Consider the following 26,051-nt stretch of genomic DNA (forward strand, 5'->3'; position numbering starts at 1 on the left):
GGCCATCGAGTTGTCTCAGACGAGCTCGGTGACGGTGCCGCCCGCGGCGGCAATCTTCTCCTTGGCGGAGCCGGAGACGGCGTCAACCGAAACCTGCAGTGCCACGGAGATCTCGCCCTGTCCGAGGACCTTGACGAGGTGGTTGTTGCGCACCGCACCCTTGGCGACCAGGTCGGCCACGGTGACCTCTCCACCCTCGGGGTAGAGCGTCGCGAGCTTGTCCAGGTTCACGACCTGGTACTCGGTGCGGAACGGGTTCTTGAAGCCCTTGAGCTTCGGGAGACGCATGTGGAGGGGCATCTGCCCACCCTCGAAGCGCTCCGGAACCTGGTAACGGGCCTTGGTGCCCTTGGTGCCACGACCGGCGGTCTTACCCTTGGACGCCTCACCACGACCCACACGGGTCTTGGCGGTCTTGGCGCCCGGGGCGGGCCGGAGGTCATGGGCCTTCAGCGGCTTGTTCTCCGCCATGTCAGTCGACCTCCTCAACCGTCACGAGGTGGCGGACGGTGTGCACCATGCCGCGGAACTCGGGGCGGTCCTCCTTGACAACCACGTCGTGCAGGCGCTTGAGCCCGAGCGAACGCAGGGTGTCGCGGTGGTTCTGCTTGCTGCCGATGTATGACTTCGTCTGCGTGATCTTGAGGCGAGCCATTACGCACCCGCTCCCGCACGTGCACGAAGCAGAGCCGCGGGGGCGACGTCCTCAAGCGGCAGACCGCGGCGGGCCGCGATCTCCTCGGGACGCTGCAGGCCCTTGAGGGCCGCCACGGTCGCGTGCACGATGTTGATCGCGTTGGACGAGCCAAGCGACTTCGACAGGATGTCGTGAACGCCGGCGCACTCCAGAACGGCACGCACCGGGCCACCGGCGATAACGCCGGTACCGGGGGAAGCCGGCTTCAGCAGCACGACACCCGCGGCCCGCTCGCCCGTGATCGGGTGAGGGATGGTGCCCTGGATGCGCGGAACCTTGAAGAAGCTCTTCTTGGCTTCCTCCACGCCCTTGGCGATGGCCGCGGGAACTTCCTTGGCCTTGCCGTAACCGACACCGACGGTGCCGTCACCATCGCCCACCACGACCAGCGCGGTGAAGCTGAAGCGACGACCACCCTTCACAACCTTGGCGACGCGGTTGATCGCGACAACGCGCTCAACGTACGCGGTCTTCTCGGCGGCAGCTGCGCCGCCGTCACGGCCCTTCCGGTCCCGCCGCTCGCCGCCACCGGCACCGCTTCCGCGGCGCTGGGGTCCAGCCATTGGATTTACCTCTCTCTGTTACGTCCGCTGTGCGTAGGAACCGGGCTCAGAACTTCAGACCGGCTTCACGGGCGGCGTCAGCCAGAGCGGCAATCCGCCCGGCGTACTGGTTACCACCGCGGTCAAACACGACGGCCTCGACGCCTGCGGCCTTGGCACGCTCAGCGACCAGGGCGCCGACCTGCTTGGCCTGGGTGCTCTTGTCGCCCTCGCCACCACGGATGGAGACGTCCAGGGTCGACGCCGACGCGAGCGTGTGGCCCGCGATGTCGTCGATGACCTGAGCCACCATGTGGCGGTTGGACCGCGTCACGACCAAGCGCGGACGCTCCGGCGAACCGGAGATGTGCTTGCGGACGCGGATGTGGCGACGCTTGAGGGCGGCACGCTTGTAGGCGTCGCCCTTGGCGATCTTCACGCCGTATGCCATGGCTACTTACCAGCCTTTCCGACCTTGCGGCGGATGACCTCGCCGGCGTACTTGACGCCCTTGGCCTTGTACGGGTCAGGCTTCCGCAGCTTGCGGATCTTGGCCGCGGTCTCGCCGACCTTCTGCTTGTCGATGCCCTCGACGGAGAACTTCGTGGGGGACTCCACCTTGAAGGTGATGCCCTCCGGGGCCTCGATCAGGATCGGGTGGCTGTAGCCCAGGGCGAACTCCAGGTTGGAGCCCTTCGCCTGGACGCGGTAACCGACACCACTGATCTCGAGCGCCTTGGTGTATCCCTGGGTCACACCGGTGATCATGTTCGCCACCAGCGTGCGGGACAGGCCGTGAAGGGCCTTGTTCTGACGCTCGTCGTTCGGGCGGGCGACGTTCAGGACGCCGTCCTCACCCTTGGTGACCTCGATCGGCGACGCGACGGTGTGCGAGAGGGTGCCCTTGGGCCCCTTCACCGCGACCGTGCGGCCATCGATGGTGACGTCCACACCGGCGGGAACCTGGATGGGGAGCTTGCCGATTCGCGACATGAGCTATTCCTCCGTTCCCGACTACCAGACGTAGGCGAGGACTTCCCCACCTACGCCCTTCTTGCTGGCCTGCTGGCCGGTCAGGAGACCGTGGGACGTGGAGATGATCGCCACGCCCAGGCCGCCGAGGACCTTCGGCAGGTTGGTGGACTTTGCGTATACACGCAGACCCGGCTTCGAGATTCGCTTGATGCCGGCGATCGAACGCTCGCGGTTCGGCCCGAACTTCAGCTCGAGGATGAGGTTCTTACCAACCTCGGCGTCCTCGACCTTCCAGCCGGTGATGAAGCCCTCCTGCTGGAGGATCTCCGCGATGTGCGACTTGATCTTGCTGTGCGGCATCGCGACATCGTCGTGGTACGCCGAGTTCGCGTTACGCAGACGCGTGAGCATGTCTGCGATGGGATCAGTCATGGTCATGAGTTGGCCTTCGGCCTCTCTCGCCGGGGTTTCCTGTATGCGCCATCCCTCTCCCCACTCAGAGGCAGGACGGGTGCGGTGCGGGGACCTACGGCGTAGTAAGTCGGTCTTGGGCGGCAGGCGCCCAACCCTTCAAGCCTACGGCATGAAAGGAGGGGCTCCTGCCGACCAGATGCTTACCGAGAGTCTCCGGGTAATCCCAACGCCCAAAGGGCGAAGGAGATTTACCAGGAGCTCTTGGTCACGCCCGGCAGCTCGCCACGGTGAGCCATCTCACGAAGGCACACGCGGCACAGGCCGAACTTGCGGTAGACGGAGTGGGGCCGGCCGCAGCGCTGGCAGCGGGTGTACCCGCGAACGCCGAACTTCGGCTTACGGGCGGCCTTAGCGATCAGGGACTTCTTCGCCACGGTCAGTTCTCCTTGAACGGGAAGCCGAGGTGACGAAGGAGGGCACGACCCTCGTCGTCATTGGTCGCCGTGGTGACCACGGTGATGTCCATGCCCCGGACCCGGTCGATCTTGTCCTGGTCGATCTCATGGAACATGACCTGCTCCGTGAGACCGAAGGTGTAGTTGCCACGGCCGTCGAACTGCTTCGGCGACAGACCACGGAAGTCACGGATACGCGGCAGCGCGAGCGACAGCGTACGGTCCAGGAACTCCCACATGCGGTCACCACGGAGGGTGACGTGGCAGCCGATCGGCTGACCCTCGCGCAGCTTGAACTGCGCGATGGACTTGCGGGCCTTGGTGACGGCCGGCTTCTGGCCGGTGATCGTGGTGAGGTCGCGCACGGCGCCGTCGATCAGCTTGGAGTCGCGGGCGGCGTCGCCCACACCCATGTTGACCACGATCTTGACCAGACCGGGGACCTGCATGACGTTCTCGTACGAGAAATCCTCACGCAGCTTGCCGGCGATTTCCTCGCGGTACTTCGTCTTCAGACGCGGAGTGGTGGTGGTAGCCATCAGATGTCCTCACCCGTCCGCTTGGCAACGCGGATCTTGTTGCCTTCGTCGTCGAAGCGGTAACCGACGCGCGTGACGACCTTGTTGCCGTCCTTCTCCACGACGAGCTGAACGTTGCTCACGTGGATGGGGGCCTCGGTCGTGACGATGCCACCGGTCTGCGAACCGCGAGCGGTCTGACCGGCCTTGGTGTGCTTCTTGACCCGGTTGACACCCTCGACGAGGACGCGGTCCTGAGCGGGGTAGGCCACGATGACCTTGCCCTGCTTGCCCTTGTCCTTACCGGTGATGACCTGAACCAGGTCGCCCTTCTTGATCTTCATGCTTACAGCACCTCCGGCGCGAGCGAGATGATCTTCATGAACTTCTTCTCGCGCAGTTCCCGGCCCACCGGGCCGAAGATGCGGGTGCCGCGGGGGTCACCGTCGTTCTTCAGAATGACGGCGGCGTTCTCGTCGAAGCGGATGTACGAGCCATCCTGACGGCGACGCTCCTTGACGGTGCGAACGATGACGGCCTTGACGACGTCACCCTTCTTCACGTTGCCACCGGGGATCGCGTCCTTGACGGTGGCGACGATGACGTCACCGATGCCCGCGTAGCGGCGACCCGAACCACCGAGAACACGGATGGTGAGGATTTCCTTCGCACCCGTGTTGTCGGCGACGCGAAGTCGCGACTCCTGCTGGATCACGTCTATCTCCTGATCGTCTGCCGGTTCCCGGCGGGGGCCGCTCCGTCACCGGAGCGGGCCCCACCGAGCCTGGCGGAACTTGCCTGCGGGGAATGCCCCTCAGGAATTACTTGGCCTTCTCGAGGATCTCGACGACGCGCCACCGCTTCGTGGCGGACAGCGGCCGGGTCTCCATCAGGAGGACGCGGTCGCCGACGCCGGCGGCGTTCTGCTCGTCGTGCGCCTTGAGCTTGTTCGTACGGCGGATGACCTTGCCGTACAGCGCGTGCTTGACACGGTCCTCGACAGCGACGACGACGGTCTTGTCCATCTTGTCGCTGACGACCAGACCCTCACGGGTCTTGCGGAAACCGCGGTCGGTGTTCGTCTCAGTCACAGTCTTCTCGCTCATCAGGCGCTCTCCACCGTCTCGATGCCCAGCTCGCGCTCGCGCATCAGGGTGTAGATCCGGGCGATGTCCTTACGGACGGACTTGAGCCGACCGTGGTTCTCGAGCTGCCCGGTCGCCGCCTGGAAGCGGAGGTTGAACAGCTCTTCCTTGGCCTCGCGGAGCTTGTTGAGGAGCTCCTCGCCGCCCAGTTCGCGCAGCTCGGACGCCTTGGTACCGGCCGACATCACGACTCACCTGCCTCGCGCCGAACGATCCGGCACTTCATCGGAAGCTTGTGAGCAGCGCGGGTGAGCGCCTCACGAGCAATCTTCTCGTTCGGGTAGGACAGCTCGAACATCACCCGACCGGGCTTGACGTTCGCGATCCACCACTCGGGAGAACCCTTACCGGAACCCATGCGGGTCTCGGCAGGCTTCTTCGTCAGGGGGCGGTCCGGGTAGATGTTGATCCAGACCTTGCCGCCACGCTTGATGTGGCGGGTCATCGCGATACGAGCTGCCTCGATCTGGCGGTTCGTCACGTACGCCGGGGTCAGCGCCTGGATGCCGTACTCGCCGAACGCAACCTGCGTGCCACCCTTGGACATACCGCTGCGCTTCGGGTGGTGCTGCTTGCGGTGCTTGACCCTACGGGGGATCAGCATTTCGGTCAGGCCTCCGTTCCGGTGCTCTCGGCAGCCGGAGCGGCAGCGGCGGGAGCCTCGGCCTTGGGGGCCTCGGCAGCCGGAGCCGACTGCTGCTGCGGCTTGCGACCGCGGCCGCCACGCTCGCCACCGCGGCCACCACGGCCGGCCGGGCGGTCAGCGCCGCCACGGGCCGGGCGGTTGCCGGCGCGGGCAGCGGCGTTCTCGGCGCGGACCTCGGCGATGTTCTTGACGTCGCCCTTGTAGATCCAGACCTTCACACCGATGCGGCCGAAGGTCGTCTTGGCCTCGAAGAAGCCGTAGTCGACGTTCGCGCGGAGCGTGTGCAGGGGCACACGGCCCTCGCGGTAGAACTCCGAGCGGGACATCTCGGCGCCGCCGAGGCGGCCACCGCACTGGATCTTGATGCCCTTGGCGCCGGCCTTCATCGAGGACTGCATGCTCTTGCGCATGGCCCGACGGAAGGAGACGCGGGAGGAGAGCTGCTCGGCGACGGCCTGGGCCACCAGCTGAGCGTCCACCTCGGGGTTCTTGACCTCGAGGATGTTCAGCTGGACCTGCTTGCCGGTCAGCTTCTCCAGCTCGCCACGGATGCGGTCGGCCTCGGCGCCGCGGCGGCCGATGACGATGCCCGGGCGGGCGGTGTGGATGTCAACGCGGACGCGGTCGCGGGTGCGCTCGATCTCGACCTTCGAGATGCCGGCCCGCTCCATGCCCTTCGTCATCATGCGACGAATGGCGACGTCTTCCTTGACGTAGTCCTTGTACAGCTTGTCGGCGTACCAACGGGACTTGAAGTCCGTGGTAATGCCGAGCCGGAACCCGTGCGGGTTTACCTTCTGGCCCATTACCGGGTTCCTTCCTTGCTGCTGACGACCACGGTGATGTGGCTGGTCCGCTTACGGATCCGGTAGGCACGGCCCTGAGCACGCGGACGGAACCGCTTCAGGGTCGGGCCCTCGTCCACGTACGCCTCGCTGATGACCAGCGAAGAGGCGTCGGTGTGGTCGTAGTTGTGTGCAGCGTTGGCGATGGCGCTGTCCAGCACCTTGCCAACCGGCACGCTCGCGGCCTGCGGGGCGAAACGCAGGACCGCCTGAGCCTCCGTGGCATCCATGCCACGGATGAGGTCCACCACGCGGCGGGCCTTCATGGGCGTGACGCGGATGTACCGCGCCTGGGCCCTGGCTTCCATGGTTGTCCCTTCGGTGTAAGTCATAGTCAGTCACCCCGCGCTAGCGGCGCTTCGACTTCCGGTCGTCCTTGACGTGGCCGCGGAAGGTGCGAGTCGGCGAGAACTCGCCGAGCTTGTGGCCGACCATCGACTCGGTGACGAACACCGGGACGTGGATCTTGCCGTTGTGCACCGCGATGGTGTGACCCAGCATGGCCGGGACGATCATCGAGCGACGGGACCAGGTCTTGATGACGTTCTTGGTGCCTGCCTCGTTCTGTACGTCCACCTTCTTGATGAGGTGGCCGTCGACGAAGGGCCCCTTCTTGAGACTGCGCGGCATCTAAACCCGCTCCTAGCGCTTCTTGTTCGTCTTGCGGCGGCGGACGATGTACTTGTTCGATGCCTTCTTCGGCGAACGAGTACGACCCTCCTTCTGACCCCACGGCGAGACCGGGTGGCGACCACCGGAGGTCTTGCCTTCACCACCACCGTGCGGGTGGTCAACCGGGTTCATCGCGACACCGCGGACGGTCGGGCGAACGCCCTTCCAGCGCATGCGGCCGGCCTTGCCCCAGTTGATGTTCGACTGCTCGGCGTTGCCGACCTCGCCGATGGTGGCGCGGCAGCGGGCGTCGACCAGGCGGATCTCACCCGACGGCATACGAAGGTGGGCCATGGTGCCCTCCTTCGCCAGCAGCTGCACGGAGGCACCCGCGGAACGGGCGAACTTCGCGCCGCCGCCGGGCCGCAGCTCGATGGCGTGGATGGTCGTACCGACCGGGATGTTGCGCAGCGCCAGGTTGTTGCCGGGCTTGATGTCGGCGGCCGGGCCGTTCTCGACACGGTCGCCCTGCGTCAGGCCACGCGGCGCGACGATGTAGCGCTTCTCGCCGTCCGCGTAGTGCAGGAGCGCGATGCGCGCGGTGCGGTTCGGGTCGTACTCGATGTGCGCGACCTTGGCCGGCACGCCGTCCTTGTCGTGACGACGGAAGTCGATCACTCGGTAGGCGCGCTTGTGGCCACCGCCCTGGTGGCGAACGGTCACACGACCGGCGTTGTTACGGCCGCCCTTGCTGTGCAGGGGGCGGACCAGCGACTTCTCCGGCGTGGACCGCGTGATCTCGACAAAGTCGGCGACGCTGGAGCCACGACGGCCCGGGGTCGTCGGCTTGTACTTGCGGATACCCATTTCTCAGTCCTCGTCCGATTCCGGACGATCCAGACCGCCCTTAGGCGGTCGGACCGCCGAAGATGTCGATACGGTCGCCCTCGGCGAGGGTCACGATGGCGCGCTTGGTGTCAGCGCGCTTGCCGAAACCGGTCTTGGTGCGCTTGCGCTTACCCTGCCGGTTGATCGTGTTGACCCCGGTGACCTTGACCGAGAAGACCGCTTCCACGGCCTGCTTGATCTGGGTCTTGTTGGAGCCGGGCGCGACGATGAACGTGTACTTGTTCTCGTCGAGCAGCGCGTAGCTCTTCTCGGAAACAACCGGCTTGACGAGAACGTCGCGCGGGTCCGAGTAGGTCTTGCTGGTAACGGTCGCCTCGCTCATCAGGCGTCGCTCCCTTCGGTCTCAGCGGTCTGGGGGCCAGACACGAAGGACTCGAGGGCGGCCTGGGTGAAGACCACGTCGTCAGAGACGATCACGTCGTACGTGTTCAGCTGGCCCGGCTCCAGGATGTGCACCTGGGGCAGGTTGCGGGCGGACAGCCACGCGGCCTCGTCGGCACGGTCGACGACCAGGAGCAGGTTCTTGCGCTCCGAGATCTTGCCGAACAGCGTCTTGGCGGCCTTCGTGGAGACAGCTCCGTCGACCACGCCGGTGACGACGTGGATGCGGGAGTGACGGGCCCGGTCCGAGAGGGCACCGCGCAGGGCGGCGGCCTTCATCTTCTTCGGGGTCCGCTGCGAGTAGTCACGCGGCTGCGGGCCGTGGACGACGCCACCGCCGACGAACTGCGGCGCACGGGTCGAACCCTGGCGCGCGCGGCCGGTGCCCTTCTGGCGGTACGGCTTGCGGCCACCACCACGGACTTCGCCGCGGGTCTTGGTCTTGTGCGTGCCCTGACGGGCAGCTGCCAGCTGTGCGACGACGACCTGGTGGATCAGCGGAACGCTGGTCTTCGCGTCGAAGATCTCCGCGGGGAGCTCGACGGTACCGGCCTTGTCGCCTGCCGGCGAAAGGATGTCAATGGTGCTCATTACCTCAAGCCCCCTTGGCCGCGGTACGGACCAGGACGAGGCCGCCGTTCGGACCGGGGACTGCGCCCTTGATGAGGAGCAGACCCTTCTCCGCGTCAACCGCGTGGATGGTCAGGTTCTGGGTGGTGACACGCTCGTTGCCCATGCGACCCGCCATGCGCATGCCCTTGAAGACACGGCCGGGGGTGGCACAGCCACCGATGGAGCCGGGCATACGGTGCACACGGTGGGCACCGTGGGACGCCTTGCCACCCTTGAAGTTGTGACGCTTCATCACACCGGCGAAGCCCTTGCCCTTGCTCTTGCCCGTGACGTCGACCTTGACGCCGGACTCGAACACCTCGGCAGTGACCTCCTGGCCCAGCGTGTACTCGCTGGCGTCAGGGGTGCGGAGCTCCACCAGGTGGCGGCGCGGGGTCACGTCGGCCTTGGCGAAGTGGCCCTTGAGGGGCTTGTTCACCTTGCGGGGGTCGATCTCGCCGAAGGCGATCTGGACTGCCTCGTAGCCGTCGTTGTCGTTGGTGCGGACCTGGGTGACGACGCAGGGCCCGGCCTTGACGACGGTCACCGGGACGACCCGGTTGTTCTCGTCCCAGACCTGGGTCATGCCGAGCTTCTCGCCCAGGACGCCCTTAATGTTCTTAGCCATCTCGCGCGTCACCTCAGAGCTTGATCTCGATGTCGACGCCCGCCGGCAGGTCGAGACGCATCAGCGAGTCAACCGTCTTCGGCGTGGGGTCGAGGATGTCGATGAGGCGCTTGTGCGTGCGCATCTCGAAGTGCTCGCGCGAGTCCTTGTACTTGTGCGGCGACTTGATGACGCAGTACACGTTCTTCTCAGTGGGCAGCGGCACCGGGCCCGCGACCGACGCACCAGTGCGGGTCACCGTCTCGACGATCTTCTTCGCCGAGGAGTCGATGACCTCGTGGTCGTAGGCCTTGAGCCGGATGCGGATCTTCTGTCCCGCCATGGCTACTAGTAGTCCTGTCTCTCATAACGCTCTGGAACCCGGGAGTTCTAACGACTCCACCTCCGACCCACGCGGTCGGGCGTGTCGCATCCCCTCTACGCAGATCTCCCGAAGGATTTCCCAACCAAGGGGGTGCGGGCCCGAGGACCGCAGGACCGGGGGCGAAACACCCACCGGGCGCCTGGCCGGTGCCCCACTGACGCTTCCCGGAAGATTCCCGTACGTCCGACCCGCGGGGGGTCGACGAGTACTGTGGGACTCGCTTCCGGTCCTCCCGGCGGGAGGCGCGCAGCATTGACACTCAACCGAGCAACCTGGTCAGTGTGCCATACAGGGCCTGAGCCTGGCCAATCGGGCCGAGGATCTTACCCCGCGTGGTCGCTCGGTCAAACGCGGGCGCGCTGCGGGGGCCGTGCCGGGCACCGCACATCGTAATTGGGTCGAGCGGGGCGCACCCCCGCCCCTACAGTGACCGGCCGGGCAAACCGTCGTCACCAGGGGCATCGATCATGCGTACGCACTATCCGCGCACCGCGCATCTGCCCTGGTCCCCCGGGGCCACCTCCGACGACGTACGGATCGCGGATCTCGCCGCGCTGACCGGCCGCGAGGTCGTCGTCACCGAGAAGCTGGACGGCGAGAACACCACGCTCTACGCCGACGGGCTCCACGCCCGCTCCCTGGACTCCGCGCACCACCCCTCGCGGGGCTGGGTGAAGGCGCTCCAGGGCCGGGTCGGGGCGCGGATCCCCGGCGGATGGCGGGTGTGCGGCGAGAACATGTTCGCGCGCCACTCCATCCCGTACGAGGACCTGGAGTCCTTCTTCTACGGCTTCTCCGTCTGGGACGGGGAGCGCTGCCTGGACTGGGACCGGACCGTGGCGTTCCTGCGGGATCTGGGGATACCGGTGCCGCCCGTGCTGTGGCGCGGAGTCTTCGACGCCCGCGCCGAGAAGGCGCTGCGGGCGCTGAAGCCCGACACCGGGCGCCAGGAGGGGTACGTCGTACGGCCCGCGGACGGGTTCGGCGCACCGGCCTTCGGGCGCCTGGTGGCCAAGTGGGTGCGGCCCGGTCACGTACAGACCGATACGCACTGGATGCACGCCGCCGTCGTCGAGAACGGGCTCGGTCCGGCCGCCGCCCTGTGGGCCGTACGGTCCGGGGCCCCGGTCGACGCGGCGGCGCTGGCCGCCGCCACCGGGACGGACGCGTGGGACGCCGGGGCCGCCACCGCGATGGGCGACGCCCTCGACGCGGCCGGCCGGACGGGCGAGGACCGGCTGACCGGGGTGCTGGCCGCGCTGCTGCACCGTTCCCGGCGCGCCGGGCTCGCGCCCGCGCTGGCCCCGGCGCTGGGGATGCCGCTCGCCCGCCGCGTCGCGGACCTCGTCGGACTGCACCCCGCGCTGCACCACCCGTACCCGGACGAGGAGCGCCGCACCGGACTGGTCCGGATGTCCTTCGCCGCCGGTCTGCCGCTGCTGCACGCACTGGCCGGCACGGTCGCGGACACCCCCGGGGCGCGCGAGCAGGTGGAGTGGTCGGCGCTGCACGCGGAGGGCGTGCGCGAACCCGCCGGGCTGCGCGAGGCGTTCGCGGATCTGGAGCCGGACGCCGCCGACCGCTGCCTGGCACAGGCCCGTGAGGCGTACGCCCTGGGCCGGGTCGGCACCGCCGAGGAGGCGGTCGCCGCGACCTGGCGCTGGCGGTCCGGGGACTTCCCGCGCCTGGTCCAGCTGGTCGGCCCGTCCGGCAGCGGCAAGAGCACCTTCGGGCGCGCCCTGCCCGGCGTCGACACGTATCTCTCGCTCGACGACCTGCGCTCCGCCCGGGGCTCGCGCGCCGACCAGAAGGCCAACGGGGACGTGCTGCGCGAGGGGCTCGACCGGCTGGACGCCGCGCTCGCGGCGGGCTCCACGGTCGTCTGGGACGCCACCTCGCTCAACGCCCAGCAGCGCTCCCTGGTGCACTCGGTGGCCCGGCGCAGGGACGCGCTGCTCACCCATGCCGTGGCGCTGGTCGACGAGGCGGAGCTGATCCGCCGCAACGGCAGCCGCAGCCACCCCGTACCGCCCGGCGTGCTGACCGCGCAGCTGCACAGATTCGTGCCCCCGTATCCCGGCCAGGCGCACCGCACCTGGTACATCGGCGCGAGCGGAACCGTGGAGGACAGGGCGTAGGGCCGTCCGTCCGGGCCATGCCGGGCTCGCGGGGCCCGGCACGCAAGCCCCCTGCTCCGTCCTGCTCCGTCCTGCTCCGAACGAAAGGCCCTTGATGCGTACCAGCGAGGAGATCTACCACCGGGTCCGCTGGGACGCCCGTTTCGACCCGGCGCGCTTCGTGATGGGCGTGGCGCAGCGCGGGACCGTGCCCAAGCGGGTGCCGCTGCCCCGCTTCACGCCCGGCGGGGACATCCCCTGGCACCGGGTGCTGTTCTTCGAGGCGGACGGCGAGGTGGTGTGGGACCGGTCCTCGGGCGTGGACCGGATCGACGCCACGGACGCCGGGCGGATACGCGCCCCGCGCCGGCTGCCGTCCCCGTACTTCATCTCCCGTACGCCGCACGTGTTCTCGGCACCGGAGGCCGCCTGGACGCCGGTGCCCGAGGACGCTCCGGAGCCGGAGCCGCCCGCCTCGCTGAAGCTGCTGACCTGGAACACCCTCTGGGACCGCTACGACAGCGAACGCATCGACACCGCCCGGCGCCGGCCGCTCCTGCTAGACGCGCTGCGCGCCGCGGACGCCGATGTGATCGCCCTCCAGGAGGCCGAACCGGCCCTGCTCTCCCTGCTGTTGGCGGCGCCCTGGGTCCGCGCGGGCTATACGTTCTGGGCCGATCCGGCGGGCCGGGACGTCGCCGACTGCGGTCTGCTGCTGCTCAGCCGGGTTCCGGTGCGCGAGGCGGGCCTGCATTCCCTCGGCCCGCACAAGGCGGTCGCGGCGGTCGTCGTGGACGGGCCGGACGGACCGGTCACGGTCGCCGCGACCCATCTCAGCAGCGACCACTCGACCGACGGCGCCACCCGGCGTGATGCCGAACTGGCCGATCTGGCAACGGGGTTGGCAGCGGTCGAGGGCGATGTGTCGCTGCTCGGCGACTTCAACGACGGCGGGGACACCCCGCAGGACCGGCTGGGGATGGCGGACGCCTGGAGCCTGGTGCACGGCGCGGACGACCGGACGCCCACCTTCGACCCGTCGGTCAATCCGCTGGCCGCGGTCTCGTCCCTGAGCGGGCGGGTGTCCCGGCTGGACCGGGTCCTGGTCCGCTCGGAGCGGCTGCGCCCCGCCTCGGCGGTGCTGCTGGGCGATGTCCCCGCACCGGACGGGCTGTACGTGTCGGACCACTTCGGGGTACGCGTGGAGCTGGCCGCCGGGGCCGCACGGGAGACGGCGGAGGAGGAAGCGCGGGAGGAGGCGTGCGCGGCCGACGCCGTGCGCCGGGTGGCCGCCGCCCTGCCCGATGGCCATGTCCACCTGGCCGGCTCCCGGCGGATGGGCTGTGCGCTGCCCGGCGCGGACGTGGACCTGGTCGCGGCGCTGCCCGGCGAGGTGAATCCGCCGGGGGTGCGGGAGCGGCTGGCCGCGGCCCTGCCGGACGCCGTGGACCTGCACGAGGTGACCGGCGCCCGCGTACCGGGGCTGCGCTTCGGTCTCGGCGGCCTGAAGGTGGACCTGGTGACCGCGGCCACCGGCGGCCTCGCCCCGGCCGAGGCGGTGGCCGGGCGCGCCGGGCTGGGCGGGGCGGCGGCCACGGCGCTCAGCGCGGTGAGCGACGCGGACGCGGTGCTCGCGGCGGCGGACCCGCACCGGGCAGCGTTCGTGGGCCTCGCCCGCGAGGTGAAGGGCTGGGCGCGGGCACGCGGCCTGGACTCCGCGCCGTGCGGCGGACTGCCGGGCCTCGCCTGGTCGGTGCTCGCGGCCCGTACCGCCCACGAGTCGGGCGGCCTGCCTCCGCTCCCCCTTCTCAGGTACTTCTTCGCGACCTGGGCCACCTGGGACTGGGACCACGCGGTCGGCTCCGGTGGGGCCGGCGGCTCGGACGGGGCCGGTGGACCCAGCAGTCCCGACGGCCCTGATGGGACCGGTGGGACCGGCGGGACCGGCGGGACCAGCAGGACCAGCGGGACCAGCGGGACCAGCGGGACCAGCGGGACCAGCGGGACCAGCGGGACCGGCAGCCCTGGCAGCCCCAACGACCCCAACCCACTCCCTCTCACCGTCCTCACCCCGACCGCCCCTGTCCGCTCCTGCACCACCCAGGTATCCCCCGCCGGCCGCGACCTGATCGCCGAGGAACTCTTCCGCGCCTGGGAGATCCTGGAGTCCGCCGACGACACAGGCCCCGTACCGCACGCCCTGCTCCGCACCCCGCCGCCGCTGCGCCTGCGCCACGCCGCCTGGGCGATCGTCTCCGTACGGCGGGGCGCCGACGAGGGACGGCTGCGCGGCCGCCTGCCGGCCCTGCTCGCCGCCCTCGCGCAGGCCGGTTCCCCGGACGCGCACGCCTGGCCCCGCCCGTGCGGCAGCGACACGACCCACGTCCAGTACGCCATCGGCCTGGGCCGCACCCCGCCCGACGGGACCCGGCTCGCGGAGATCGGCGCGGAGCTGCTGCGCGGCATCCCGGAGGCGGGGCTGCGCCGGGCGGACCGCGCCGAGGCGCCGGACCTGCGGTGAGGGCGGCCGCAGCGGGCCCGCCCCTCCCGCCCCGCGAGAATCCGTCCATGAACACGAGCACGACCGCCACCTGGGCCCTGCGCCCCGCCCTGCCCGAGGACATCGAGGCCCTGGCCGATCTCAGGGCCGTCGTGATGCGCCCCGACCTGGAGCGGCTCGGGCGCTACGACGAGCACCGCGTACGCCGGCGGATGCGGGACGGCTACGTACCGGAGCACACCTCGGTCGTGGCCGTGGACGGCGAGCTCGCCGGGACCGTCACGCTGCGCCCGGTCGACGGCGGGTTGCGGCTGGAGAACTTCTGCCTCTCCCCCGCGCTCCACGGGCGCGGCATCGGCACCGCGGTGCTCCGCGCCCTGCTCGCGCGGGCCGACGAGCAGGGCGCGACCGTGCGGCTGGACGTGCTCCAGGGCAGCGCCGCCCGCGCGCTCTACGAACGGCACGGGTTCACCGAGGAGCGCCAGGACCCGATCGATGTGTTCATGGTGCGTCCACCCGCGCGTTGAACCGTCCGGGTCACATCATCGGATATCCAGGCAACCCGCCTCCTGGAATCTCCGTCTATCCCCCCGCAGCAGCGGCTCGCCACCCGCCGCGACCTGCCTGGATTCGGTACGCAGCACAGGCCCGTCCGGCCGCCCGCTGCGGGGGAAGTGGACGGAGCACGGTGTGACGGATCGACCCGCCCTGCGCGCAGCCCGCCGGGGAATGCCGCGGCGCACCCTGCTGGCGACGGCCGGCGCGACCGGCCTGGCGGCCCTCAGCGCCTGCACGGCGCCCTCGCCGCCACGCCGCCGCGATCCGGCCGCGGACCCGACGCCCGGGCTGCGGATAAGCACCTCGCACCCGGCCCTGATGATGCAGATCCTCGCCCACCCGGACGACGACCTGTACTTCATGAACCCGGACACCCAGCAGGCCCTCGACGCCGGAACCCCGCTGGTCTGCGTCTATCTGACCGCCGGTGAGGCCACCGGCATAAATCGCATGCCGGGCCGCCCGGTTCCCGCGCCCGACAAGGCCGCGTACTCCTCCTCGCGCCACCAGGGGCTCCGCCAGGCGTACGCGTCCCTGCTCGGCCTCGGCACGTTCGCCCCGTGGCAGAAGTCCGTCATCGAGCTGCACGGCGGCCACCGCGCCGAGATCGACACCCTCACCAACCGCGGCCGCCGGGTCGAGCTGATCTTCATCAACACCGCCATGCACACCACGTACGGGCGGCTCGGCCTGCCCAGCCTCTGGCAGGACCGGCGGCTGGTGCTGCCGACCGTCGTCGCCGACGGCTCGCCGCTCAGGAAGGCGGGCTCGTACACCTACGACGGGCTGATCGACGTACTGGCCGGGCTGTTCGAGCGGTACCGGCCGAGCATCCTGCACACCATGGACCCGGACCCCGACATCCAGCACAGCAGCGAGGCCGTCCGGCGCCGGGACAGCGAGCAGCAGGGCTACTCCGACCACCCCGACCACACCGCCGCGGCGCTGTTCACCTGGGCGGCGCTGATCCGGTGGGTGGCCCGGGCCGTCCAGGACGGCGGCCAGGTGCCGAGCTTCGCCACCACGGCGTTCCGGGCCTACTACAACCGGCACTGGCCGAAGAACCTGCCGCCCGCCGTGCTGGCCGAGAAGGCGTCGCACCTGGTGCCGTACGGCGGCTCCGCGGACTGGCGGTGCGGCAATCCGGCGGGCTGCGGGGACTACAACGTGGGCGGCGACCGGCCGCTGACCAACCGGAAGGGCTGGGTGCGCTCCACCCACTACCGCTATCCCGGCCCCCGCCCCGCCGTCGCCGCCGAACCGGACGGCCGGCTCGTCGCCTACGAGGTGCTGGGTCTGCGGGCGGTGCGGCGGCGCGAGAGCACGCCGGGCAGCGGAGTGTGGGACGCGCCGGACGACCTCGGCGGCGGCCCGCTCGCCCCGGTGCTGGGCAGCACGACGCTGCCGGACGGGCGCCATCTGCTCTTCGGGCTGCGGTTCTCGGCGCTCGGCGGGCACGGCGCGGACAACGAGCGCGAGATCGTCGCGCTGGAGCAGCACTCCCCCGGCGGCCCCTTCCGCGCCTGGCAGGGGCTGGGGAACCCGGAGCGCCGCCACGACGACGGGCGCCGGATCGGCGTCCCGGTCGCGGTCGCCGCGCCGGACGGGCGGGTGCACCTCTTCGTACGGAACGCGGAGAAGGGCATCAGCACCCGGGTACGGGACACGGCCGGCCGGTGGAGCGGGTGGCAGGACACGGGCGGCGGCGAGATCCAGGACGGGCTGAGTGCCGTGGTGGACTCCGAGGGGTGTGTCCATGTCTACGCGGCGGGCCGGTTCGCGGTGCACCACTGGACGCAGGACGCGCCCGGCGAGGCGCTGACCGCGCGCACCCAGATCTCCGGGGGGCCGGTGCCCGGGGACGGACCGGCCGCGCTGCCCGGGGCGGACGGCACCGTCGAGCTGTTCTACCGGGCGGCGGCGAAGGCCGCCCTGACGACCGTACGGACCGGGGAGACGGCCGACGAGACCGGCATCGACGGCTACGGGCGGCTGGTCGGGGGCCGGGCGGGCCTGGACGGGTACGGGCCGGTGGCCGCCGCCGGGTCGCCGGGTGCCCCGGTGCTGCTCGGCCGCACCGCCTCGGGCCTCCTCCAGCTCCGTACGCCCCGGGGGCACTTCGTACGGCGGCGCGGGCCGGTGGCGCTGGACGGGCCGGCCCTGCACGTCGGGAAGGACGGACGGCCGACGGTGGTGGCGACGGGCCCGGACGCCCTGCCCTGGATCTGGCGCCCCTGAACGGTGCCCCCTGCCGCACGAGGACCCGCACATGAAGAAGGGCCCCGGTCCACCGCTCGCGCGGCGGGCCGGGGCCCTTCTCGGTGCTCTGTGCGGAGCAACCAGGTCAGACAGTCAGGTAATTACTTGACGATCTTGGTGACCTGGCCGGCGCCCACGGTCCGGCCACCCTCACGGATGGCGAACTTCAGGCCCTCTTCCATCGCGACAGGCTGGATGAGGTTGACCGTCATGACGGTGTTGTCGCCCGGCATGACCATCTCGGTGCCCTCGGGAAGGGTCACCACGCCCGTCACGTCCGTGGTACGGAAGTAGAACTGCGGGCGGTAGTTGTTGAAGAACGGGGTGTGACGGCCACCCTCGTCCTTCGACAGGATGTAGGCCTGGGCCTCGAACTCGGTGTGCGGCGTGACCGAACCGGGCTTGATGATGACCTGGCCGCGCTCGACGTCCTCGCGCTTGATGCCACGGAGGAGCAGACCGACGTTCTCACCGGCCTGGCCCTCGTCGAGCAGCTTGCGGAACATCTCGATGCCGGTGACCGTGGTGGTGGTCTTCTCCTGCTTGATACCGACGATGTCGACGGTCTCGTTGACCTTCAGGATACCGCGCTCGATACGACCGGTGACGACGGTGCCACGACCGGTGATCGTGAAGACGTCCTCGATCGGCATCAGGAACGGCTTGTCGACGTCACGCTCGGGCTGCGGGATGTTCTCGTCGACGGCCTTCATCAGGTCGAGGACGGTCTGGCCCCACTCCTTGTCGCCCTCAAGAGCCTTGAGCGCCGAGACCTTGACGACCGGCAGGTCGTCGCCCGGGAACTCGTACTCGGAGAGGAGCTCACGGACCTCGAGCTCGACGAGCTCCAGGATCTCCTCGTCGTCCACCATGTCGGCCTTGTTCAGGGCGACGACGATGTACGGAACGCCGACCTGGCGGGCCAGGAGCACGTGCTCCTTGGTCTGCGGCATCGGGCCGTCGGTGGCGGCGACCACGAGGATGGCGCCGTCCATCTGCGCGGCACCCGTGATCATGTTCTTGATGTAGTCCGCGTGACCCGGGCAGTCGACGTGCGCGTAGTGACGCGACTCCGTCTGGTACTCGACGTGCGCGATCGAGATCGTGATACCGCGCTGGCGCTCCTCGGGAGCCTTGTCGATCTGGTCGAAGGCCGAGGCCTCGTTCAGGTCCGGGTACGCGTCGTGCAGCACCTTGGTAATGGCGGCCGTGAGGGTCGTCTTACCGTGGTCAATGTGACCGATGGTGCCGATGTTGACGTGCGGCTTAGTCCGCTCGAACTTCGCCTTCGCCACTGGGTCCTCCTGTGGAGTGGTTCTGTACGCCTTGCTTCATCGGCGCCAGGTGATCTTTGCTGGGATGCCGGGGCCGGGGGCATTCACCGCAAAGCTTCCGCTCTGCGACGAATGCCCCACCAGGCTCCGGTGACAAGCCTAAAGCGTGAGCTCGGGAGAGTTACTCGCCCTTGGCCTTCGCGATGATCTCCTCGGCGACGTTCCGCGGAACCTCGGCGTAGGAGTCGAACTGCATCGAGTAGCTTGCGCGACCCGAGGTCTTGCTGCGGAGGTCTCCGACGTAGCCGAACATCTCCGAGAGGGGCACGAGGCCCTTCACGACGCGAGCGCCGCTGCGCTCCTCCATGGCCTGGATCTGGCCACGGCGGGAGTTGAGGTCACCGATGACATCACCCATGTAGTCCTCGGGCGTGGTGACCTCGACGGCCATCATCGGCTCAAGGAGCACGGGGGACGCCTTGCGAGCACCCTCCTTGAACGCCTGCGAACCGGCGATCTTGAAGGCGAGCTCGGAGGAGTCGACCTCGTGGTAACCACCGTCGAGAAGGGTGACGCGGACGCCCACCATCTCGTAGCCGGCCAGGATGCCGAACTGCATGGCTTCCTGGGCACCCGCGTCCACCGAGGGGATGTACTCACGGGGGATGCGGCCACCGGTGACCTTGTTGACGAACTCGTAGGACGCGTCGCCACCCTCGATGGGCTCAAGGGCGATCTGCACCTTCGCGAACTGGCCGGTACCACCAGTCTGCTTCTTGTGCGTGTAGTCGATGCGCTCGACGGCCTTGCGGATCGTCTCGCGGTACGCGACCTGCGGCTTGCCGACGTTCGCCTCGACGCGGAATTCGCGCTTCATGCGGTCGACGAGCACTTCGAGGTGAAGCTCGCCCATACCACCGATGATGGTCTGGCCGGTCTCCTCGTCGGAGTGCACCTGGAAGGACGGGTCCTCCTCGGAGAGGCGCTGGATGGCGACACCCAGCTTCTCCTGGTCACCCTTGGACTTGGGCTCGATGGCGACCTGAATGACCGGCGCCGGGAAGTCCATGGACTCCAGGATGACCGGGTTCTTGTCGTCACACAGCGTCTCACCGGTGGTGGTCTGCTTCAGGCCCATGACGGCGATGATGTCACCGGCGCCCACCGACGCGATCTCCTCACGCTTGTTCGCGTGCATGCGGTAGATCTTGCCGATGCGCTCCTTCTTGCCCTTGACGGAGTTCAGCACCGCGGTGCCGGCCTCCAGGCGACCGGAGTAGATCCGGACGAAGGTGAGCTTGCCGAGGTGCGGGTCGCTGGCAATCTTGAACGCGAGACCGGAGAACGGCTCGTCGTCCGAAGGCTTGCGCTTGATGACCTTCTCGGGGTCCTTGACGTCGTGGCCCTCGATGGCCTCGACGTCCAGGGGGGAAGGCAGGTAGCGGACGACCGCGTCGAGCAGGGGCTGGACGCCCTTGTTCTTGAACGCCGTGCCACAGAACACCGGGGTGACGGTGACCGAGTCGGCGCTGCCCTTCGACGCGAGGGTGATCCGGCGGACCGCCTCGTACAGCTGCTCCTCGGTGGGCTCGACGCCCTCCAGGTACAGCTCCATCATCGCGTCGTCGTTCTCGGAAACGGCCTCAAGGAGCTTGCCGCGCCATTCCTCGGCGGCCTCCTTGAGGTTGTCCGGGATCTCGACGGTGTCGTACATCTCGCCCTTGACGGCCTCTTCGGGGTACACGAAGGCCTTCATCGTCACGAGGTCGACGACACCGCGGAAGTCGGCCTCCGCACCGATGGGGAGCTGCATGACGATCGGGACCGCGCCGAGGCGCTGGACGATCATGTCGACACAACGGAGGAAGTCGGCTCCGGTGCGGTCGAGCTTGTTGACGAAGCAGATACGCGGCACGCCGTAGCGGTCCGCCTGACGCCAGACAGTCTCGGACTGCGGCTCGACGCCCGCCACACCGTCGAACACGGTGACGGCGCCGTCGAGGACGCGGAGCGAACGCTCCACCTCGACGGTGAAGTCGACGTGACCCGGGGTGTCGATGATGTTGATGGTGTGGTCAACATCATTGAGCGGCCAGTGACAGGTCGTCGCGGCGGACGTGATCGTGATGCCGCGCTCCTGCTCCTGCTCCATCCAGTCCATCGTGGCAGCGCCGTCGTGGACTTCACCGATCTTGTACGAGACGCCGGTGTAGAACAGGATCCGCTCAGTGGTGGTCGTCTTGCCCGCGTCGATGTGGGCCATGATCCCGATGTTGCGGACCTTGGCCAGGTCAAGCGAAGTGGTGGCCATAAGGCTCAATCTTCTCTCGGTCTCGATGTGGGTAGCGACTACCAGCGGTAGTGCGCGAAGGCCTTGTTGGACTCGGCCATCTTGTGGGTGTCCTCGCGCTTCTTGACGGCAGCGCCAAGACCGTTGGAGGCGTCGAGCAGCTCGTTCATGAGGCGCTCGGTCATGGTCTTCTCACGGCGGGCGCGGGAGTAGCCCACGAGCCAGCGCAGCGCGAGGGTGGAGGCACGACCGGGCTTGACCTCGATCGGCACCTGGTAGGTGGCGCCACCGACACGGCGGGACTTGACCTCGAGCGAGGGCTTGACGTTCTCAAGCGCGCGCTTCAGCGTGATGACCGGGTCGTTGCCGGTCTTCTCGCGGAGGCCCTCCATGGCGCCGTACACGATTCGCTCGGCGGTGGAGCGCTTGCCGTCCAGCAGGATCTTGTTGATCAGCGAGGTGACAAGAGGAGAGCTGTAGACCGGGTCGATGATGACCGGGCGCTTCGGGGCGGGGCCCTTACGAGGCATTCTTACTTCTCCTTCTTGGCGCCGTAGCGGCTGCGGGCCTGCTTGCGGTTCTTGACACCCTGGGTGTCGAGCGAGCCGCGGATGATCTTGTAACGAACACCCGGCAGGTCCTTCACACGGCCACCACGCACGAGCACGATGGAGTGCTCCTGCAGGTTGTGTCCCTCACCCGGGATGTAGGCCGTGACCTCGATACCGGAGGTCAGACGCACACGCGCGACCTTACGGAGGGCCGAGTTCGGCTTCTTCGGGGTGGTCGTGAACACACGCGTGCAGACGCCGCGGCGCTGGGGCGAACCCTCGAGCGCGGGCGTCTTGTTCTTCTCGACCTTGTCCTGCCGGCCCTTCCGGACCAGCTGCTGGATCGTAGGCACTACTTCTCCGGTTTCTGTGTGCCGTTCGTGAAACTAACCTGGAACGTCACCGACCCACGCGGTCGGGTGTGTCGAATACTGCAGGCTTCTGCCGCGAGGCAGAAGGAGCGCAGATTGCGGTAGCCACTGACGGACTCGCCATGCGGTTGAGGACACGCACACGAGCCCAGGCACACCCCAGGCACAAGGTCTGAGCGTACCCACCTCGTCGACTCCGGTCAAAACAAATGCCACCCGCCGCGACACGCCGCGCCGAGTGCCCGGCTTGTCCCGACCCGTACGAGTAGCCTCCGCACCCCGCACGACCCCGTGCAGGGCCCCCGTGACCCCTCCCGGGCCACAAGGGCCTCCGCCGGCCCACCCGGCCCGCCGCGGGACAGTGACGTATCACACGCCGGAGGGCGGCCACCCCGTACGAAACGGGGTGACCGCCCTCCGGTCGGTCAAGCGGCTCGCCTACTGGTTGTACGGACCGTAGTCGTAGTCCTCCAGCGGAACGGCCTGGCCGGAGCCCGTGCCGAACGGCGAGTAGTCGATGTCGTCGTAGCCGACGGCCGAGTACATCGCGGCCTTGGCCTCCTCGGTCGGCTCGACCCGGATGTTGCGGTAGCGGGACAGGCCCGTACCGGCCGGGATGAGCTTACCGATGATGACGTTCTCCTTGAGGCCGATGAGGCTGTCGGACTTGGCGTTGATCGCCGCATCCGTCAGGACTCGGGTCGTCTCCTGGAAGGAGGCGGCCGACAGCCAGGATTCCGTCGCCAGCGAGGCCTTGGTGATACCCATCAGCTGCGGGCGGCCGGAGGCGGGGTGACCGCCCTCGGTGACCACACGACGGTTCTCGGTCTCGAACTTCGAGCGCTCGACGAGCTCGCCCGGCAGCAGTTCCGCGTCGCCGGACTCGATGATCGTCACGCGGCGCAGCATCTGCCGGATGATGATCTCGATGTGCTTGTCGTGGATCGACACACCCTGCGAGTTGTAGACCTTCTGGACCTCGCCGACCAGGTGGACCTGGACCGCGCGCTGGCCGAGGATCCGCAGCACGTCGTGCGGGTTGGTGGCACCCACGGTGAGCTTCTGGCCCACCTCGACGTGGTCGCCCTCGCCCACCAGCAGACGGGCACGCTTCGAGATCGGGAACGGGATCTCGTCGCTGCCGTCGTCCGGCGTGACCACGAGCTTCTTGGTCTTCTCGGTCTCCTCGATCCGGACCCGGCCCGCGGACTCCGAGATCGGGGCGACACCCTTGGGCGTACGGGCTTCGAAGAGCTCGACGACACGGGGCAGACCCTGAGTGATGTCGTCACCGGCCACACCACCGGTGTGGAAGGTACGCATCGTCAGCTGGGTACCGGGCTCACCGATGGACTGGGCGGCGATGATGCCGACCGCCTCACCGATGTCGACCAGCTTGCCGGTGGCGAGCGAGCGTCCGTAGCAGAAGGCACAGGTGCCGACCGCGGACTCACAGGTCAGGACCGAACGGGTCTTGACCTCCTCGACGCCGGCGCCCACCAGGGCGTCGATCAGGACGTCACCGAGGTCGACGTTGGCAGGCGCGATGACCTTGCCGTCGACGACGACGTCCTCGGCGAGCATGCGGGCGTAGACCGAGGTCTCGACGTCCTCCGTCTTGCGGAGCACACCGTCCGCACCCTTGACGGCGATCTTCAGCTTGAGGCCGCGGTCGGTGCCGCAGTCCTCCTCGCGAATGATCACGTCCTGCGAGACGTCCACCAGACGACGGGTCAGGTAACCCGAGTCGGCGGTACGCAGGGCGGTGTCCGCCAGACCCTTACGGGCACCGTGCGTGGAGATGAAGTACTCCAGAACGGTGAGGCCCTCACGGAAGGACGCCTTGATGGGACGCGGAATCGTCTCGTTCTTGGCGTTGGACACCAGACCACGCATACCGGCGATCTGACGCATCTGCATCATGTTTCCTCGGGCACCCGAGTCAACCATCATGAAGATGGGGTTCGTCTTGGGGAAGTTCGCGTTCATCGCCTCGGCAACCTCGTTGGTCGCCTTGGTCCAGATCGCGATGAGCTCCTGCGTGCGCTCGTCCTTGGTGATCAGACCGCGCTCGTACTGCTTCTGGACCTTCTCGTCCTGCGCCTCGTAGCCGGCGACGATGGCCTTCTTGGCCTCGGGCACGACGATGTCGGCAACAGAGACGGTGACCCCGGAACGGGTCGCCCAGTGGAAGCCCGCCGCCTTCAGGTTGTCGAGCGTCGCCGCCACGATGACCTTGGGGTAGCGCTCGGCGAGGTCGTTGACGATCTCGGAGAGCTGCTTCTTGCCGACCGAGTAGTCGACGAACGGGTAGTCCTCGGGCAGCAGCTCGTTGAAGAGCGCGCGGCCCAGGCTCGTCCGCAGCCGGAAGGTGTCACCCGGCTGGTACTCGGGCTCGCCCTCCTCGGCGACCGGCGGCACCCAGCCACGCGGCGGGATGGTGCCCACCGGGAAGCGGATGTCGACGGACGACTGGAGCGCCAGCTCGCCGGCGTCGAACGCCATGATCGCCTCGGCCGTGGAGCCGAACGCGCGGCCCTCGCCCTTGGTGTCACGGAGCTCGCCGTCGGTGGTCAGGAAGAACAGACCCAGCACCATGTCCTGCGTAGGCATGGTGACGGGACGACCGTCGGCCGGCTTCAGGATGTTGTTCGAGGACAGCATCAGGATGCGGGCCTCGGCCTGCGCCTCCGCGGAGAGCGGCAGGTGCACGGCCATCTGGTCACCGTCGAAGTCCGCGTTGAACGCGGTGCAGACGAGCGGGTGGATCTGGATGGCCTTGCCCTCGACCAGCTGCGGCTCGAAGGCCTGGATGCCGAGGCGGTGCAGGGTGGGTGCACGGTTCAGCAGCACCGGGTGCTCGGCGATGACCTCTTCGAGGACGTCGTACACCACGGTGCGGCCGCGCTCGACCATGCGCTTGGCCGACTTGATGTTCTGCGCGTGGTTCAGGTCGACCAGGCGCTTCATCACGAACGGCTTGAAGAGCTCCAGCGCCATGGCCTTCGGCAGACCGCACTGGTGCAGCTTGAGCTGCGGGCCGACGACGATCACGGAACGCGCGGAGTAGTCCACACGCTTACCGAGAAGGTTCTGACGGAATCGACCCTGCTTGCCCTTCAGCATGTCGCTGAGGGACTTGAGCGGGCGGTTGCCGGGACCGGTGACCGGGCGACCACGACGACCGTTGTCGAAGAGGGCGTCAACAGCCTCCTGAAGCATGCGCTTCTCGTTGTTGACGATGATCTCCGGAGCGCCCAGGTCCAGCAGACGCTTCAGACGGTTGTTGCGGTTGATCACGCGGCGGTACAGGTCGTTCAGGTCGGAGGTCGCGAAGCGGCCACCGTCCAGCTGCACCATCGGGCGCAGGTCCGGCGGGATGACCGGCACGCAGTCGAGCACCATGCCCTTGGGCTTGTTGCTGGTCTGCAGGAACGCGGAGACGACCTTGAGGCGCTTGAGCGCACGGGTCTTCTTCTGGCCCTTGCCGGTACGGATGATCTCGCGGAGGCGCTCGGCCTCCTCGTCGAGGTCGAAGGACTCCAGGCGCTTCTGCAGGGCGGCAGCACCCATGCAGCCGTCGAAGTACGTGCCGAAGCGGTCACGCAGCTCGCGGTAGAGCAGCTCGTCGCCCTCCAGGTCCTGGACCTTGAGGTTCTTGAAGCGGCTCCACACCTCGTCGAGACGGTCGATCTCGCGCTGCGCACGGTCGCGCAGCTGCTTCATCTCGCGCTCGGCACCTTCGCGCACCTTGCGGCGCACGTCGGCCTTGGCGCCCTCGGCCTCCAGCTCGGCCAGGTCGGTCTCGAGCTTCTTGGCGCGGGCTTCCAGGTCGGCGTCGCGGCGGTTCTCGACCTGCTGACGCTCGACGGAGACGTGCGCCTCCAGCGAAGGCAGGTCGCGCGTACGGCGCTCCTCGTCCACGAACGTGATCATGTACGCGGCGAAGTAGATGACCTTTTCGAGGTCCTTCGGCGCGAGGTCGAGGAGGTAGCCCAGGCGCGACGGGACGCCCTTGAAGTACCAGATGTGAGTGACGGGAGCGGCAAGCTCGATGTGGCCCATGCGCTCACGGCGCACCTTGGCGCGCGTGACCTCGACGCCACAGCGCTCACAGATGATGCCCTTGAAGCGGACACGCTTGTACTTGCCGCAGTAGCACTCCCAGTCCCGGGTCGGACCGAAGATCTTCTCGCAGAAGAGTCCGTCCTTTTCGGGCTTGAGCGTGCGGTAGTTGATGGTCTCCGGCTTCTTCACTTCGCCGTGGGACCAGGTCCGGATGTCGTCCGCGGTGGCAAGGCCGATCCGCAGCTCGTCGAAGAAGTTGACGTCGAGCACTTGTCGTCAATCCCTCTTTCGGGGGTTCGAGCCCCCTCGCGTCAGGCGAG

30 protein-coding genes are annotated in these 26,051 nt (G+C 68.5%); 4 read left to right on the top strand and 26 right to left on the bottom strand.

The window, feature by feature from the left end; all coding sequences use genetic code 11:
• Positions 1–15: 15 nt before the first annotated feature.
• The 21 genes from rplO to rpsJ form a co-directional block, all read right to left on the bottom strand.
• Complete coding sequence (rplO, locus tag ABZ622_RS01650) at positions 16–471, bottom strand: 50S ribosomal protein L15 (RefSeq protein WP_018550610.1); 456 nt, start codon at positions 469–471, stop codon at positions 16–18.
• Position 472: 1 nt separating this feature from the next.
• A complete protein-coding gene (gene rpmD / locus ABZ622_RS01655; protein WP_018550611.1) occupies positions 473–655 on the bottom strand; it encodes a 50S ribosomal protein L30 in 183 nt (60 codons plus the stop codon).
• Complete coding sequence (gene rpsE / locus ABZ622_RS01660) at positions 655–1,260, bottom strand: 30S ribosomal protein S5 (protein WP_266913326.1); 606 nt, start codon at positions 1,258–1,260, stop codon at positions 655–657. The genes rpmD and rpsE overlap by 1 nt, the downstream gene beginning before the upstream one ends.
• A gap of 46 nt (positions 1,261–1,306) precedes the next feature.
• Positions 1,307–1,690, bottom strand: coding sequence for a 50S ribosomal protein L18 (gene rplR, locus ABZ622_RS01665; RefSeq protein WP_093540756.1), 384 nt, complete (start codon positions 1,688–1,690; stop codon positions 1,307–1,309).
• Between the two features lie 2 nt (positions 1,691–1,692).
• Positions 1,693–2,232, bottom strand: a complete 540-nt coding sequence (gene rplF / locus ABZ622_RS01670; protein WP_124716935.1) for a 50S ribosomal protein L6 — start codon at positions 2,230–2,232, stop codon at positions 1,693–1,695.
• Positions 2,233–2,253: 21 nt separating this feature from the next.
• Positions 2,254–2,652, bottom strand: a complete 399-nt coding sequence (gene rpsH, locus ABZ622_RS01675; protein WP_124716936.1) for a 30S ribosomal protein S8 — start codon at positions 2,650–2,652, stop codon at positions 2,254–2,256.
• Between the two features lie 224 nt (positions 2,653–2,876).
• The gene (locus ABZ622_RS01680; RefSeq protein ID WP_024491590.1) at positions 2,877–3,062 is read right to left on the bottom strand and encodes a type Z 30S ribosomal protein S14; all 186 of its coding nucleotides are present in this window, start codon (positions 3,060–3,062) and stop codon (positions 2,877–2,879) included.
• Positions 3,063–3,064: 2 nt separating this feature from the next.
• A complete protein-coding gene (rplE, locus tag ABZ622_RS01685) occupies positions 3,065–3,622 on the bottom strand; it encodes a 50S ribosomal protein L5 (protein ID WP_326767226.1) in 558 nt (185 codons plus the stop codon).
• The gene (rplX, locus tag ABZ622_RS01690; RefSeq protein ID WP_003966949.1) at positions 3,622–3,945 is read right to left on the bottom strand and encodes a 50S ribosomal protein L24; all 324 of its coding nucleotides are present in this window, start codon (positions 3,943–3,945) and stop codon (positions 3,622–3,624) included. Before rplX ends, rplE begins: the two co-directional genes overlap by 1 nt.
• 2 nt (positions 3,946–3,947) lie before the next feature.
• Positions 3,948–4,316 carry a 50S ribosomal protein L14 gene (gene rplN / locus ABZ622_RS01695; RefSeq protein WP_003966950.1) on the bottom strand — a complete coding sequence of 123 codons (369 nt, stop codon included), beginning with the start codon at positions 4,314–4,316 and terminating at the stop codon, positions 3,948–3,950.
• A gap of 106 nt (positions 4,317–4,422) precedes the next feature.
• Positions 4,423–4,707, bottom strand: coding sequence for a 30S ribosomal protein S17 (gene rpsQ, locus ABZ622_RS01700; protein ID WP_030977953.1), 285 nt, complete (start codon positions 4,705–4,707; stop codon positions 4,423–4,425).
• Positions 4,707–4,931: a 50S ribosomal protein L29 gene (gene rpmC, locus ABZ622_RS01705; protein ID WP_124716937.1), complete on the bottom strand. Its 225-nt coding sequence runs from the start codon at positions 4,929–4,931 to the stop codon at positions 4,707–4,709. Before rpmC ends, rpsQ begins: the two co-directional genes overlap by 1 nt.
• Positions 4,931–5,350 carry a 50S ribosomal protein L16 gene (gene rplP, locus ABZ622_RS01710; RefSeq protein WP_014047785.1) on the bottom strand — a complete coding sequence of 140 codons (420 nt, stop codon included), beginning with the start codon at positions 5,348–5,350 and terminating at the stop codon, positions 4,931–4,933. The genes rpmC and rplP overlap by 1 nt, the downstream gene beginning before the upstream one ends.
• 5 nt (positions 5,351–5,355) lie before the next feature.
• Positions 5,356–6,198, bottom strand: a complete 843-nt coding sequence (gene rpsC, locus ABZ622_RS01715) for a 30S ribosomal protein S3 (RefSeq protein WP_093540760.1) — start codon at positions 6,196–6,198, stop codon at positions 5,356–5,358.
• Positions 6,198–6,545, bottom strand: coding sequence for a 50S ribosomal protein L22 (rplV, locus tag ABZ622_RS01720; RefSeq protein ID WP_004571827.1), 348 nt, complete (start codon positions 6,543–6,545; stop codon positions 6,198–6,200). The genes rpsC and rplV overlap by 1 nt, the downstream gene beginning before the upstream one ends.
• 40 nt (positions 6,546–6,585) lie before the next feature.
• Positions 6,586–6,867 (bottom strand): 30S ribosomal protein S19, encoded by a 282-nt coding sequence (gene rpsS, locus ABZ622_RS01725; protein WP_003966956.1) that lies wholly within the window; start codon positions 6,865–6,867, stop codon positions 6,586–6,588.
• Between the two features lie 12 nt (positions 6,868–6,879).
• Positions 6,880–7,716 (bottom strand): 50S ribosomal protein L2, encoded by an 837-nt coding sequence (rplB, locus tag ABZ622_RS01730; protein ID WP_360539305.1) that lies wholly within the window; start codon positions 7,714–7,716, stop codon positions 6,880–6,882.
• A 40-nt stretch (positions 7,717–7,756) separates the two neighbouring features.
• Positions 7,757–8,080, bottom strand: a complete 324-nt coding sequence (rplW, locus tag ABZ622_RS01735; RefSeq protein WP_093897250.1) for a 50S ribosomal protein L23 — start codon at positions 8,078–8,080, stop codon at positions 7,757–7,759.
• Positions 8,080–8,730, bottom strand: a complete 651-nt coding sequence (gene rplD / locus ABZ622_RS01740) for a 50S ribosomal protein L4 (RefSeq protein WP_360539307.1) — start codon at positions 8,728–8,730, stop codon at positions 8,080–8,082. The genes rplW and rplD overlap by 1 nt, the downstream gene beginning before the upstream one ends.
• Before the next feature lie 4 nt (positions 8,731–8,734).
• On the bottom strand, positions 8,735–9,379 hold the full coding sequence (gene rplC / locus ABZ622_RS01745) for a 50S ribosomal protein L3 (RefSeq protein ID WP_072485542.1): 645 nt from the start codon (positions 9,377–9,379) through the stop codon (positions 8,735–8,737).
• 13 nt (positions 9,380–9,392) lie between these two features.
• On the bottom strand, positions 9,393–9,701 hold the full coding sequence (rpsJ, locus tag ABZ622_RS01750; RefSeq protein WP_003948644.1) for a 30S ribosomal protein S10: 309 nt from the start codon (positions 9,699–9,701) through the stop codon (positions 9,393–9,395).
• Positions 9,702–10,210: 509 nt separating this feature from the next.
• Between rpsJ and ABZ622_RS01755 the strand changes: the two genes are divergently transcribed.
• The 4 genes from ABZ622_RS01755 to ABZ622_RS01770 all read left to right on the top strand — a co-directional run bounded on the left by ABZ622_RS01755 (position 10,211) and on the right by ABZ622_RS01770 (position 17,156).
• A complete protein-coding gene (locus ABZ622_RS01755; protein WP_360539309.1) occupies positions 10,211–11,881 on the top strand; it encodes an RNA ligase family protein in 1,671 nt (556 codons plus the stop codon).
• Positions 11,882–11,975: 94 nt separating this feature from the next.
• Entirely contained in the window at positions 11,976–14,381 is a 2,406-nt protein-coding gene (locus tag ABZ622_RS01760) for an RNA repair domain-containing protein (RefSeq protein ID WP_360539311.1), read from the top strand.
• A gap of 47 nt (positions 14,382–14,428) precedes the next feature.
• On the top strand, positions 14,429–14,887 hold the full coding sequence (locus tag ABZ622_RS01765) for a GNAT family N-acetyltransferase (protein WP_360539313.1): 459 nt from the start codon (positions 14,429–14,431) through the stop codon (positions 14,885–14,887).
• A 202-nt stretch (positions 14,888–15,089) separates the two neighbouring features.
• Positions 15,090–17,156, top strand: coding sequence for a PIG-L family deacetylase (locus ABZ622_RS01770; protein WP_360540230.1), 2,067 nt, complete (start codon positions 15,090–15,092; stop codon positions 17,154–17,156).
• A gap of 122 nt (positions 17,157–17,278) precedes the next feature.
• On the opposite strand, the gene tuf is transcribed toward ABZ622_RS01770, so the two are convergent.
• From tuf to ABZ622_RS01795, 5 genes are all read right to left on the bottom strand, one after another.
• Positions 17,279–18,472 (bottom strand): elongation factor Tu, encoded by a 1,194-nt coding sequence (tuf, locus tag ABZ622_RS01775; protein ID WP_266913357.1) that lies wholly within the window; start codon positions 18,470–18,472, stop codon positions 17,279–17,281.
• A 160-nt stretch (positions 18,473–18,632) separates the two neighbouring features.
• Complete coding sequence (gene fusA / locus ABZ622_RS01780; protein ID WP_360539316.1) at positions 18,633–20,762, bottom strand: elongation factor G; 2,130 nt, start codon at positions 20,760–20,762, stop codon at positions 18,633–18,635.
• Between the two features lie 38 nt (positions 20,763–20,800).
• A complete protein-coding gene (gene rpsG, locus ABZ622_RS01785; protein WP_007445917.1) occupies positions 20,801–21,271 on the bottom strand; it encodes a 30S ribosomal protein S7 in 471 nt (156 codons plus the stop codon).
• Positions 21,272–21,273: 2 nt separating this feature from the next.
• Entirely contained in the window at positions 21,274–21,645 is a 372-nt protein-coding gene (gene rpsL, locus ABZ622_RS01790; RefSeq protein WP_003948652.1) for a 30S ribosomal protein S12, read from the bottom strand.
• A gap of 456 nt (positions 21,646–22,101) precedes the next feature.
• Positions 22,102–26,001 carry a DNA-directed RNA polymerase subunit beta' gene (locus ABZ622_RS01795; protein WP_360539318.1) on the bottom strand — a complete coding sequence of 1,300 codons (3,900 nt, stop codon included), beginning with the start codon at positions 25,999–26,001 and terminating at the stop codon, positions 22,102–22,104.
• Positions 26,002–26,051: the final 50 nt, after the last annotated feature.

This window comes from Streptomyces sp. NPDC007164 (assembly GCF_040634135.1).
Classification (GTDB): Bacteria; Actinomycetota; Actinomycetes; order Streptomycetales; family Streptomycetaceae; genus Streptomyces; species Streptomyces sanglieri.

Coding starts and splice junctions, on each gene's coding strand:
- rplO (WP_018550610.1), bottom strand. CDS start 471: ATGGCGGAGAACAAGCCGCTGAAGGCCCATGACCTCCGGCCCGCCCCG.
- rpmD (WP_018550611.1), bottom strand. CDS start 655: ATGGCTCGCCTCAAGATCACGCAGACGAAGTCATACATCGGCAGCAAG.
- rpsE (WP_266913326.1), bottom strand. CDS start 1,260: ATGGCTGGACCCCAGCGCCGCGGAAGCGGTGCCGGTGGCGGCGAGCGG.
- rplR (WP_093540756.1), bottom strand. CDS start 1,690: ATGGCATACGGCGTGAAGATCGCCAAGGGCGACGCCTACAAGCGTGCC.
- rplF (WP_124716935.1), bottom strand. CDS start 2,232: ATGTCGCGAATCGGCAAGCTCCCCATCCAGGTTCCCGCCGGTGTGGAC.
- rpsH (WP_124716936.1), bottom strand. CDS start 2,652: ATGACCATGACTGATCCCATCGCAGACATGCTCACGCGTCTGCGTAAC.
- rplE (WP_326767226.1), bottom strand. CDS start 3,622: ATGGCTACCACCACCACTCCGCGTCTGAAGACGAAGTACCGCGAGGAA.
- rplX (WP_003966949.1), bottom strand. CDS start 3,945: ATGAAGATCAAGAAGGGCGACCTGGTTCAGGTCATCACCGGTAAGGAC.
- rpsQ (WP_030977953.1), bottom strand. CDS start 4,707: ATGAGCGAGAAGACTGTGACTGAGACGAACACCGACCGCGGTTTCCGC.
- rpmC (WP_124716937.1), bottom strand. CDS start 4,931: ATGTCGGCCGGTACCAAGGCGTCCGAGCTGCGCGAACTGGGCGGCGAG.
- rplP (WP_014047785.1), bottom strand. CDS start 5,350: ATGCTGATCCCCCGTAGGGTCAAGCACCGCAAGCAGCACCACCCGAAG.
- rpsC (WP_093540760.1), bottom strand. CDS start 6,198: ATGGGCCAGAAGGTAAACCCGCACGGGTTCCGGCTCGGCATTACCACG.
- rplV (WP_004571827.1), bottom strand. CDS start 6,545: ATGGAAGCCAGGGCCCAGGCGCGGTACATCCGCGTCACGCCCATGAAG.
- rpsS (WP_003966956.1), bottom strand. CDS start 6,867: ATGCCGCGCAGTCTCAAGAAGGGGCCCTTCGTCGACGGCCACCTCATC.
- rplB (WP_360539305.1), bottom strand. CDS start 7,716: ATGGGTATCCGCAAGTACAAGCCGACGACCCCGGGCCGTCGTGGCTCC.
- rplW (WP_093897250.1), bottom strand. CDS start 8,080: ATGAGCGAGGCGACCGTTACCAGCAAGACCTACTCGGACCCGCGCGAC.
- rplD (WP_360539307.1), bottom strand. CDS start 8,730: ATGAGCACCATTGACATCCTTTCGCCGGCAGGCGACAAGGCCGGTACC.
- rplC (WP_072485542.1), bottom strand. CDS start 9,379: ATGGCTAAGAACATTAAGGGCGTCCTGGGCGAGAAGCTCGGCATGACC.
- rpsJ (WP_003948644.1), bottom strand. CDS start 9,701: ATGGCGGGACAGAAGATCCGCATCCGGCTCAAGGCCTACGACCACGAG.
- ABZ622_RS01755 (WP_360539309.1), top strand. CDS start 10,211: ATGCGTACGCACTATCCGCGCACCGCGCATCTGCCCTGGTCCCCCGGG.
- ABZ622_RS01760 (WP_360539311.1), top strand. CDS start 11,976: ATGCGTACCAGCGAGGAGATCTACCACCGGGTCCGCTGGGACGCCCGT.
- ABZ622_RS01765 (WP_360539313.1), top strand. CDS start 14,429: ATGAACACGAGCACGACCGCCACCTGGGCCCTGCGCCCCGCCCTGCCC.
- ABZ622_RS01770 (WP_360540230.1), top strand. CDS start 15,090: ATGCCGCGGCGCACCCTGCTGGCGACGGCCGGCGCGACCGGCCTGGCG.
- fusA (WP_360539316.1), bottom strand. CDS start 20,762: ATGGCCACCACTTCGCTTGACCTGGCCAAGGTCCGCAACATCGGGATC.
- rpsG (WP_007445917.1), bottom strand. CDS start 21,271: ATGCCTCGTAAGGGCCCCGCCCCGAAGCGCCCGGTCATCATCGACCCG.